The sequence below is a fragment of the Clostridium sp. HV4-5-A1G genome, assembly GCF_900184915.1.
In the GTDB taxonomy this organism is placed as follows: domain Bacteria; phylum Bacillota; class Clostridia; order Clostridiales; family Clostridiaceae; genus Clostridium_B; species Clostridium_B aromativorans.
In genome coordinates this window covers 1-10,800 of record NZ_FXYI02000125.1, presented here as the reverse complement: position 1 = coordinate 10,800, position 10,800 = coordinate 1, and the positions used below count along the sequence as shown (strand labels likewise).

The following is a 10,800-nucleotide window of genomic DNA, read 5'->3' as shown; positions in this document are numbered from 1 at the left end:
ATATACTCCTGCATCTAAAAATATTATAAGTAATTATAAAATATTTGTAAAATAAAAATGAGAATATAATTTTTTATAAAAAAACAAGATATACTTGCAAGAAGCAGATCTTGTTTTTCGAAACTTAAAATCTATAACACAGAATTAGATATTATCAATAGTTCAAATAATCTTCAGTAAAATTATTTTTATCCCAGGAATGGTCTTCTGATATCTGAGATCCACTTATATTAAAATATCTATATATAATTTGCCCTGCTCTATCTGGAACTGGATCATCCCAGGTTGTATCTATATATCCAATTTTACCATCAAGCATAGCCATATTCCACACATGAACTCCTCCCCCGGCAGTTCCCCGTACAGCTATAGATTTTATACCAGACATTTCTGCCATCAAATTAAATGCTGATGCATATCCCTGACATACACCTGTACCATTAACCAGAATTCCATATGCTGTATAATCCTGTGCAGGTATTGAATTTTTTGCATAACTGTCATAATCATATTTTGCATTACTTACAATATAGTCGTGTATTGCCTTTGCCTTTTCAGTTTCTGTCATATCAGGCTTAATTATGTTAGAGAGAACTGATTTTGCTTTTTCAGCGGCTCTATTTTTCATATCTGACAATTCAGTTTTTGAAAATCTATAATTAAAACTAATGCTCCCACTATTTGAAATGCTGTAACTTTCAACATAATCTATATCGGGATTCTGTTCAAGCACCATCTCCACAATACCCTTAGGCATGGCAGATGAATTAGCATTGTCATATAAAAATTCATCCTGACAATTTGAAATTGCAGCCTTAATAGCCTCGTACCAGTCTTTTTCGCCATTTAAAAGAAGCCTGCCTGTTTTATCTGACAGATTGGAGTTAGCCATGATTCCCTTCAAGTAGCTTTCAGTCTCCGGTGTAACAACGGAATAACCACCATATATCAATATTTTATTCAGTTTATTCATACTCATATTATAATCAAATTTATCGTCAATTAAAGCCATTCCAAGATTGCTTTTAGCAGCTACTATGGAACCTGAGAGACTATCTGCAAAAACTCTGCCGCTAGCTACTGCAAGTCCATCTATATTATTTCCCAATGTTCTCAATATATTGGTATTAAAATCTATTGGAGTATTTCCATCTATCCTTTTTACAGTAATGCCCATTTTCATGAGTTCATTATCCACATTAGATGGGACAACGGCATTTCCTCCCAATATTGTTACATTGTCTACATTGAGCCTCTTCAAAACATCTTTTGTTGTAAAATTCAATGAATTCCCATCTGTAAATAATACAATATCATTTTCCTTACCCACATAAGGTAAAGCAGCCATAGCATATTGAAATTTATACCCTGTAGTCAGAAATACTCCTCCAATTGGTTTGTATTTTTTGACTTCTTCTCCAATCCTGGCTGCTGTTTCATACCTATTTAACCCACTTAATCTAGTTACACTATAACCTAGATTCTTTAAACTATTTTCCACAGCACTGCTTATTACTCCAGTTCCGCCAAGCAAATAGATATTTTTTGCATTAAGCCTTTTTATTTCATCTGATATCATTGTGGGTATGTAATTTGTATTTGTCAAAAGTATAGGTGAATTTAACTGATAGGCAAGTGTTGTTCCTGCAAGGGAATCTGCAAATTTATCATCCCCCTGACCACTAGAAAGGACTACATTTTCAGAAGTACTCCAGTTATTTTTTGAGATATTAGCTGAGGTTTCATATCTATCTTGTCCACTTAAACGTGTCACTTCAGAAGCACTGACTTTTACAATTGGCACTAGTAGTATAAACATCATTATTGCAGCAAAAGCGTATATTTTTTTTGAAGTCCTCATATATATTTCCTCCCATCATCCTTTGCATGGTATTAAGAATTAAGAATTACTTGATTTATGGGAAACAATTATCATGTAAATTCAAAAAGCTACAGTGCCAATGTTTTAGCACTATAGCTTATATATAAATATAAAGTTATAAAATCATAAACATCAGCAACCCGACTATCATGGCTTAAACAGCTTTAGACTCGCAGCTTTGCGTCCTCCATTTTCATAGAGTTTGCTATTTATAATGTAATTTTTAATTCTATTTACATTAATATTATATACTTATATTTTTATCAAAGTCAAGAATGGCTATGTTAAATATTTTTAATTTAACATAGTCATATACGTAGAAAAAAGTACATTGACACCCCAATAAAGGCCAGTATATACTAAAATTATATAAAAAGGAGGTGTAGGCCCAAACCTAACGTAAACTCTTAAAAATACAGGAGGTCATCAATGAAAAAATTTCTTCTATGCTTTTTTGTAATATTTACCATAATTTCTATCAATCCACTCAATGTTTCAGCCTCAGATGAAGTAGATCTGTCCAAATTCAACATAGAAACTACAATAAAAGAAGATGGTTCCATTGATATGGTGGAATTTATAACCTACAATTTCAGTGGAAAATATAATGGAGCTTATAGAGACGTATCCATTAAAAATACGGACGGCATGTATAATGTAAAAGTATCCTATGTATCCAAATCCGGACAGGAAACACCCTTTAGAAAAGTAAATACTGCGGAAAATGGAGACGACAATGTATTTCAAATATTGAAGCAGGATACAGATCTATACAGGATCAAAATCTACTCCCCTTCAAAGGATGAAGAGAAAACTTTTAAAATAACCTATACCATGAAAAATGTTGCCACGAAGTACAAGGATACAGGTGAATTTTTCTATGAATACTGGTCTGATTACAATGAAACTGAAATAGATAATCTAAAAATTCACATCAATATTCCCGATATTGCAGAGGATAATAATATTAAAGCCTACTATCACGCCGTTTCATCTGGAAATGCATCTGTCAAAAATGGAAGTGTGGATTACAGCTTTCCCCATGTTAATTCAAAAGAACTGGTGGAAACCAGAGTGCTTTTTCCGGCAAGTTCAATTCCACTGTCTTCCAAGATAAGGAATGAAAATGCCCTGAGCAGAATTCTAAAGGAAGAAGCAGATTACAGAGAAAAACAGCAGCAGAAAATAGCCCATGCTATCATGATAAAAAAGATATTTAATTATGTAAGCATGATTTTAGGACTGCTTTTTATCATATTCATGTTTCCGGTATGGAGGAAATTCAGAAACAATCCCCAGGATATATACAGCACCTACTCTCCCCCGGAGCTTCCTGAAGAATGTACTCCTGCAGTGGCATCTTACATGGTAAAAAGAACTGTAGACGGAAGAACTACATATGCCACAATACTTGATTTATGGAGAAAGGGTTATTTAACCATTGAAAAAACAGAATTTGAAAATAGTAAAGACAAAGTTGATTTCTCAATCAAAAAAGTTAAAAAAGCAGCGCAGGAACTTCTAAAACATGAGAGATATTTTATAAGCTGGCTATTTGACACACTTGGAGATGGTGAAACTGTCACTACATCAGCTATAAAGAAATCAAATGAAAGCTCTTCTTTTTATTACGATTTTCAAAAATGGTCAAAACTTGTAGAGGAAGAAGTCAAGTCAAGAAATTATTATGACAAAAAAGCCAACAGCGCCGGCAGATGGTTAATCCTGTTTTCCGTTATAGGCATAATTGTTTCTATTGTATCTCTTGTTTTTAAAGCTTATTTTGGAGTATTCAGCTTGCTTGTATCGATCTTCGTGATGATCTGCGGTATATACTATTGTATTAAAAGAAGTCCCTACGGGCAGTCTCAATACAATAAATGGATAAAATTTAAAAACTACATTAAAAATTCAGATTTTACTTATAATACCAGTACAGATTATATAGAATCCTACATTCCCTATGCGGAAGCACTAAATATGGAGAGAAACAATATGTCAAAGCTCAGATCATCCTTCCACAATCCTTCGCAGAATATGGGCTGGATATACTATTACCTCCTCTTTGACAGCATGAATTTGAACAAAAGTGAACAATTCAACTACTATATATACGATTCCTTTGGAACTGGTTCTTCTGGAAGTTCAAGTTCTATTTCAGGCAGTTCAAGTTCAGGTAGTTCCGGCAGTTCCGGAGGCGGAGGCGCCGGTGGATTTTAACTGACTCGGCTAAAAATTGCCACTTCTACGGATCTATTGATATTGGATTAAATAAACAGAAGGTAGTTCACTGTTTTCTCACACAGTCAACTACCTTGTTTATATTATCTTTTCTCGTAAAATCCACTGGCTTGTCATAAATGGCAAGCATACCTTTTTCATCCTCCGTCAATTCTTTTTTCCCTTTTATCTTCCATTTCAGCAGTGTCATAAGCATTCTGTCAAAAGTCTTCAATTTACTATAATCAAAGCCGCCTCTCATATAAAAGAAATGTATGCGTTTTTGCTGCTCCGGGGTGAAATTTTTATTTCTTATCTCATCCGCCGTTTCTTCCCTTGCCGGAGATGCACCGGTTGCAAATACAATTATCCTCTTGTCCTTGAATTTGTCTAAATTTTCCAATATAAACTTTATTCCGTTGATGCTGACAGCATATAATCCTCCACCGTAGATAACAGTATTGTAATCTGCCAGCATATCAGCAGTGACCTTCTCAAATTCAAAAATATCAGCAGACAGTTCTTCCGCAATCCAATCGGCATATTTCCTGGTAAAACCTGTTTTTGATTTATATATCACTACAGTTTTCATTATCCACCTCTCAAAATATAAATTATTCTGTTTTTAGAAAATATTATTTAAATTATACCATAGTGTTCTGATCAATCCAAAAGGATTTTTTCATAGTTATGTAGAATTATTATTAGATAAATACACTATAATTATTGGAGGAGAATAAATGGGATTATTCGATGGAATGATGGGAAATGCCTCAGAAATTGACGTTAAAGAGGTGCAAAAGGAATTTGATAATATACTTACAGCTTCAGAAAGTGTTGAAAAAGCTAACAAATTGATCCGTGACATGTTTATTTTTACTGATAAGAGACTTATACTGATGGATAAGCAGGGAGTAACCGGGAAAAAAGTAGAATATCATTCAATTCCATATAAAAATATCACTCACTTCAGCATTGAGACCTCAGGACATTTTGATCTGGATGCCGAACTTAAAATATGGATATCCGGAAATCCAGAGCCTGTACAGAAACAGTTCAACAAAAGCCTAAACATATACGAAGTTCAAAGTGTACTTGCACAATATGTATTGGAATAGCTTTTTATGGAACAATCCTCCTGAACAATGGGACTGTTCCATGATTTTCCTTTAAAAATACTATGCAATATTGTTAAATATACAATTCTGAACTTTACTAATTAATTTTGGTTGTATAAGTGGATATGTCCACTTTCTAGGGAAGTTATCAAATAAACATACTTTTCTATTGTGATCATTATTCAGTTAAATCACCTTCTATGTTTTTAATTATAGCAGTTTGATCTGGCAAGTCTCCAATTTCAATGCTTATTTCTGTGCAATTATCTATTAAATTTTCATTAAAGTTCTTAAGATATTGAAGTAGATTATTATCATCAATGTAGCTATCTTTATTTACAATAACAGACATTTTATTTATCTTTGAAATTTTCAATTCTTTACAACAACTATTTAAGCTCTGTGATATTTTACTCAGTAATATGGTATCATGCATGAAAATCATCTCCCCAAATCTGAATATATTTTACTATTAAAATATATTCAGATTTACTTTGATTATGAATAATATTTATACATAATTACCTTCCAGGCTGGGCGCATTAAATCAAAAAATGGATTTAATCATTAAACACTTCATGTCATAAAATGAGAATTTATTTACTTATCAATATCTTTAAATTGCGGGCAAGCAAATTATAATCTTCTACAAAGTTGATTGTATCCAATTTTCTATAAGTTGTTTCAGGTAGTTTATCTAATTGGGTTCCTGCCAATATCATTTCAGTCTCGCAAGAATCAAATTCCGCAATATCTTCTATATTATAGACATGTTTTCTATTAACAGGACAAACACTCTGGCATCTCATGCAGCCTATCAGTGAATTATGACAGCTTGAATTCATCCATTTTGGAAAACCCCCTTCATTTTCGTTATACAGGGTAATACATTTATCCGCATGTATTGGGAATCTGTCATTTGCTATCGCTCCTCCAGGACAATTTTTCAGACACAGATTGCAATCCTTACATGCATCCATAATTTTATTTTCCTGCCAGGTATTATTTTCACAGGGCATATCTGATATGTATACACCAATCCAATAAAAACTGCTTTCATCATCTATATAGCATATATTATTTCTACCGTACGAGCCCAATCCACTTCCTACTGCCAAAAGCTTGCAGGGAAGATTGATTTTTACCGCTCTAAAATTTATACTGCAAAGTACCCTTTCAACAATTGAAGTCACTTCAATTACTTTTTTCTGCTTTTTTTCAAGTTTGCTGTTTGTATTGAACAGGTACATTGGCGGCATGATAACAGGCTTCTTTTTCATTTTTATTGTAAAGTATATTCTAGACACTGGCTGTGGAACTGCTATTACTATAATTGATCTTGCTTTAAAAGAAACTTTTAGAGTATTATAATTGAATTCATCTAAATATTTTCCTATACAGAGATTAATGTCTATATGGCTTTTCCTTGTATTTTCCATATTTGATTTTATTTCTTCAATATGCTCAATAGAAACAATTCTTGTTTTTAATCCATAGGACTCAATTTGACTTATAAAGTCATTTGTGACACTATTGCTGCTCATATTTAAAACACTCCCCCATTTTATTATTCACAATGTAACTGTTATTTTGACATAAAGCAGTTACATTGATATAATTAATAATATCATACCATTAAGTAACGATCAACATAATGATTGGAGGTTACATACTTTGAAATTTTTATGTATTGATTTTGTTAACAGCCAGTGGTATAAAACCCACAAAATTTTCAAAGATCCTTTAAAGGATAGAGATCTATTTAAAAGCTTTTGTGAAAAATGGGATCTGGCTAATGTAGGTACATTTGATAGAAAATTAACCGATAAGCTATTGGAACTTAGAGATTTTTTGAGTCATGCTGTAAATGATTTGTGTACTAAAAATACAATTTGTCAAAAAGATATAGATGAAATGAACAAATACCTTGCTTCCCTTTCTTTTTGTAAAGTTTTAAAAAAAGAAGAGGAACGATACATTTTAAATATCATTCCTGATAAATCCAATTTAAACCAGATAATATCTAAGGTGATTTTGTCTTTTGTTGAAATGATAACAAATTACGATATAAAGCGTATAAAAATTTGTAAAAACCCTGAGTGCGGATGGATTTTTTATGACGAAAGCAGAAATCACACACGAAAATGGTGTGACAATACCTGTGCAAGTCTCATGAAAGTACGTAAATTCAGAAAAAGACATACAATAAAAAAAGCATCCAATTCTGGATGACTAATTTTATTATTTATTTTTAAGTTCTTATAAGCTGTACTTATATTTCAGAAAATATCTTAATATATTCCGGTGAAAGAGGCAGTACATTGTCAAGGATACTGTCCACTATTTCATCAACATTTTCATCTGTAATCTTTATGCCTTCCATGTCATCTTCTTCATCTGTAATCATGTTCTGCTCTCTAAAATTTTGTTTCTCATATTCACTGGGCATGTTTTGCATTTTTTCAATAAATTTGTCATATTGTTTTTTGTAAATTGCTCCATAGCTGTCATGCTCCAGTGCCTCTGAATTGCTTATACACTTATTTGACAAATAAATATTACTTTCAGAAAACATAAGATTTCCGTACACATAAGCCCTCATGCAATGTTTTCCATCACTTGTAGGCAAATTCAATTTCTTGTTTTCCTTTTGATGTATATTGAATTTATAGTCAGACTGCTTTCTCTGTAGATAACATTTAGAATCCAATTCCGACAATTTTTCAGTTACATGTTCAGATATATCTGATTTGAATTTCTTTATGGTATTCTTAACTGTAATACCCATATTGTACCTCCTTGTTATAATATTGATCATGTGCTTACTTACTATTATATCACAATACTTAAAACAGATACTCCTGTAAAAAAGAGCTGATCAGCCGGTAAAATTTGCGCCAACTTGTGTATTCATGGCATATGGCGATTCCAACTATGTTACAGGACAGATTTTGCATGCAAATGAAGATAAAAAAAGTTGAGAACTTGCCATCCTCAACTTTTTAATCATTTTATCTAACAGCTTTCCATTATTTTAAAGTCCATCAGAGCTTTTTCCACCTCTTTAAATGAGGGAGACAGTTTTTCATAAGTGATCTTGCTTCACCTTCCTCCATACCCTTTTCCTTCATAAAGGGCACACAGGTTTCAATCATTTCTTCCATTGTTATGTTTGGCTGTTTGAAAGCTCCATTTTCATAACAATATATACAGTATTCATGATTTCTGCTGTTATCGGCATCAGTTCCATAAAGTTCCTCACTTAAAGGCATTCCGCAGCTCTGGCAATATTCCTGTTCCATAACACATTCTCCTTTCATATGTTGATACAACTATTATACAGGAGAGCTTTGACATCATTATGTCATGTTTGAATTCAAATATATATCAATTATATTTTTGCACTTTTTCTTTATAATCTCCCTTATATGCCGGGGTTCCAACACTTCCACGTATTCGCCGTAGCTTAGTATCATTGAATAGATCCAGCTGTCCTCCACAACTTCAGTATTTACTATGATACTGCCGTCTTCAAGAAATGTAATTTCATCTTCATCAAAGTAATCCTGTATTCTGTACCTGATTTTTTCTGAAAATTTCAGTGAAATTTTTACAGGAACCTTCTGAAGAACCTGAGTCTTTATGTATTCTCCATAGGAAATCCTGGACTTACAGATTTTTTCATCCAGAATCTCCAGTCCATCCATTCTTGACAATTTAAATATCCTGTAGTCTTTTCTCAATGTGCAAAAAGAAAAGATATACCAGGAAAATCCTTTAAACACAAGAGTAACAGGCTCCACCTTTCTAAAGATATATTCTCCTTTGGAATTTCTGTAGTTGAAGCTTATGCATCTGTTTTCCTTCAATGCTCTAAATATTGTTCTATATTTGATATTTTCCTTTTCGGATTTCTTAAATCCCCAGGGAAGTGTGTCTACAAATATCTGTTTAAAGTACAGATCAAATGTGCTTTTTTTATTGTCGGGTATTATGCTTTTAATTTTTTCCATAGCCATTTCCACATTTTTGTCATCAAGAACTCCATTTATATTTTTCAAAGCCCCCACTATGGACATCATATCTTCCAGTGTCAGAAACCGGTGATTTATTTTATAATTGTCTAAAATACGAAATCCTCCATTGTTTCCCTGGTTTGAAGCTATTGGAATTCCCGACATATTGATTGTCTCCATATCCCTGTATATGGTCCTTACAGAAACCTCAAACTTTTCGGCCAGTTTTGCCGCAGATATCTTATCCCTGTTCAAAAGCATCACCACAATTGCCAGCAGCCTATCTATCTTCATAAATTATAAACCTCATTTTGAAAATTTTATGCAGACACGCTCTACAATATTTCAATTTCCCTTTCTTCAATATTCAAGGCATTTCCTCCTACTTTAACTTCATTGATCTTTCCATTGCTGATAATTACACTGGCTAAAATCTCAGAAGGCCTATTCATACAATAACCTTGTTCAAAAACTAAATCTTTCATATGATTTTGTGATATAATTCCATATCTATATAAATAGCAGCTCAATGCACCTGTAGATGTTCCTGTGGCAGATTCTTCATTGATATTATAAAAAGGTGCAAAATTTCTGCAATGAGCAGTGGAATCCTGCTTTGTTTCCAACGTAAAAAGATGATACCCAACACAATTCTCTTTTTTGCAAACATATGAAATCTTATCAAAATCAGGCCTTATACTGCATAAATCCCCTAATGATTTAATGGGGATTAAAATATCTTTTAATCCAGTAGATACAATTTGGATTGGAATATCATCCATAATTTTATTCTGGCTAATATTTAGAGTATCAGCTATATATTTTTTATCCAATATTTTGTGAAATATGGGCTTACATTGCTCCATATAGATTCTATTATTTTTTCTATATTCTATTTCTAAAATACCGGCTTTTGTTTCCTGAGTATATCTGCCAGCATCAATAATACCTTTATCTGCAAGTAAACAAAAAGTTGCAATAGTTGCATGTCCACATAAATTTACTTCCTTGTTAGGTGTAAAAAATTCAACTTTAAAATCAGCATTATTGGACTTCTTTACAAATGCAGTTTCTGAAAAGCCAACCTTTTTTGCAATCCGCTGCATATGTTCTGACAGCAGAGAATCCGCATTTAAAACAACTCCCGCAGGATTACCACCTGTATTTGTTTTGGCAAACGCATTAAGCGTATAAACTTTTATTTTCATTTGTTTTCTTCCCTCGTGAACTACCACCACTTATAGAAGTGGATGGCTTCTTAGTCAATATTCCTAATGGAACAAGTTTACCTAAGCTCTAAAGGTCGAACCAACCTCAGTGTATTACCAAAATTATATGGCTAATTTCAGCAGATTTTTACTGGCGTTTATATCCCTGTCATGGTGTGTGTCACATTTAGGACAGATCCATTCCCTGAGTGCAAGATTTTTTACTTCTCTATTCTTATATCCACAAACTGAACATAATTGACTACTTGCATAATTACTGGGTGCCACTATTATTTTTCTGCCATACCATCCAGCCTTGTATTCCAGCATTCTTCTGAATTCACTCCAGCTTGCTT

The 10,800-nt window shown here is 32.8% G+C and carries 12 protein-coding genes and 1 riboswitch; of the genes, 3 read left to right on the top strand and 9 right to left on the bottom strand.

Going from position 1 to position 10,800, the window contains the following annotated elements; translation table 11 throughout:
* Positions 1-154: 154 nt before the first annotated feature.
* Positions 155-1,861 carry a cell wall-binding repeat-containing protein gene (locus tag J5G60_RS12840; RefSeq protein WP_150357258.1) on the bottom strand — a complete coding sequence of 569 codons (1,707 nt, stop codon included), beginning with the start codon at positions 1,859-1,861 and terminating at the stop codon, positions 155-157.
* A 152-nt stretch (positions 1,862-2,013) separates the two neighbouring features.
* Positions 2,014-2,099, bottom strand: a riboswitch (cyclic di-GMP riboswitch).
* Positions 2,100-2,311: 212 nt separating this feature from the next.
* On the opposite strand from J5G60_RS12840, the gene J5G60_RS12835 reads away from it, so the two are divergent.
* Positions 2,312-4,102, top strand: coding sequence for a DUF2207 domain-containing protein (locus J5G60_RS12835; RefSeq protein ID WP_150357259.1), 1,791 nt, complete (start codon positions 2,312-2,314; stop codon positions 4,100-4,102).
* Positions 4,103-4,169: 67 nt separating this feature from the next.
* On the opposite strand, the gene J5G60_RS12830 is transcribed toward J5G60_RS12835, so the two are convergent.
* Positions 4,170-4,694, bottom strand: a complete 525-nt coding sequence (locus J5G60_RS12830) for a flavodoxin domain-containing protein (RefSeq protein WP_150357260.1) — start codon at positions 4,692-4,694, stop codon at positions 4,170-4,172.
* Positions 4,695-4,842: 148 nt separating this feature from the next.
* Here J5G60_RS12830 and J5G60_RS12825 point away from each other — a divergent pair, with 148 nt between their 5' ends.
* The gene (locus J5G60_RS12825; RefSeq protein WP_150357261.1) at positions 4,843-5,220 is read left to right on the top strand and encodes a PH domain-containing protein; all 378 of its coding nucleotides are present in this window, start codon (positions 4,843-4,845) and stop codon (positions 5,218-5,220) included.
* Positions 5,221-5,398: 178 nt separating this feature from the next.
* Here the strand turns inward: J5G60_RS12825 and J5G60_RS12820 are convergent, their stop codons facing one another.
* Positions 5,399-5,656, bottom strand: a complete 258-nt coding sequence (locus J5G60_RS12820) for a hypothetical protein (protein ID WP_150357262.1) — start codon at positions 5,654-5,656, stop codon at positions 5,399-5,401.
* A gap of 160 nt (positions 5,657-5,816) precedes the next feature.
* Positions 5,817-6,764 carry a 4Fe-4S double cluster binding domain-containing protein gene (locus J5G60_RS12815; protein WP_150357263.1) on the bottom strand — a complete coding sequence of 316 codons (948 nt, stop codon included), beginning with the start codon at positions 6,762-6,764 and terminating at the stop codon, positions 5,817-5,819.
* Between the two features lie 130 nt (positions 6,765-6,894).
* On the opposite strand from J5G60_RS12815, the gene J5G60_RS12810 reads away from it, so the two are divergent.
* Complete coding sequence (locus J5G60_RS12810) at positions 6,895-7,452, top strand: CGNR zinc finger domain-containing protein (protein ID WP_150357264.1); 558 nt, start codon at positions 6,895-6,897, stop codon at positions 7,450-7,452.
* Positions 7,453-7,492: 40 nt separating this feature from the next.
* Here J5G60_RS12810 and J5G60_RS12805 read toward each other — a convergent pair whose 3' ends face one another.
* The 5 genes from J5G60_RS12805 to J5G60_RS12785 all read right to left on the bottom strand — a co-directional run.
* Positions 7,493-8,008: a hypothetical protein gene (locus tag J5G60_RS12805; RefSeq protein ID WP_150357265.1), complete on the bottom strand. Its 516-nt coding sequence runs from the start codon at positions 8,006-8,008 to the stop codon at positions 7,493-7,495.
* 256 nt (positions 8,009-8,264) lie between these two features.
* Positions 8,265-8,522, bottom strand: coding sequence for a zinc ribbon domain-containing protein (locus J5G60_RS12800; RefSeq protein WP_150357266.1), 258 nt, complete (start codon positions 8,520-8,522; stop codon positions 8,265-8,267).
* A gap of 57 nt (positions 8,523-8,579) precedes the next feature.
* Entirely contained in the window at positions 8,580-9,530 is a 951-nt protein-coding gene (locus J5G60_RS12795) for a helix-turn-helix transcriptional regulator (RefSeq protein ID WP_150357267.1), read from the bottom strand.
* A 41-nt stretch (positions 9,531-9,571) separates the two neighbouring features.
* Positions 9,572-10,444 (bottom strand): PhzF family phenazine biosynthesis protein, encoded by an 873-nt coding sequence (locus tag J5G60_RS12790; RefSeq protein ID WP_150357268.1) that lies wholly within the window; start codon positions 10,442-10,444, stop codon positions 9,572-9,574.
* A 123-nt stretch (positions 10,445-10,567) separates the two neighbouring features.
* A partial coding sequence (locus J5G60_RS12785) for a zinc ribbon domain-containing protein (RefSeq protein WP_207876549.1) occupies positions 10,568-10,800 on the bottom strand: 233 nt, incomplete at its 5' end.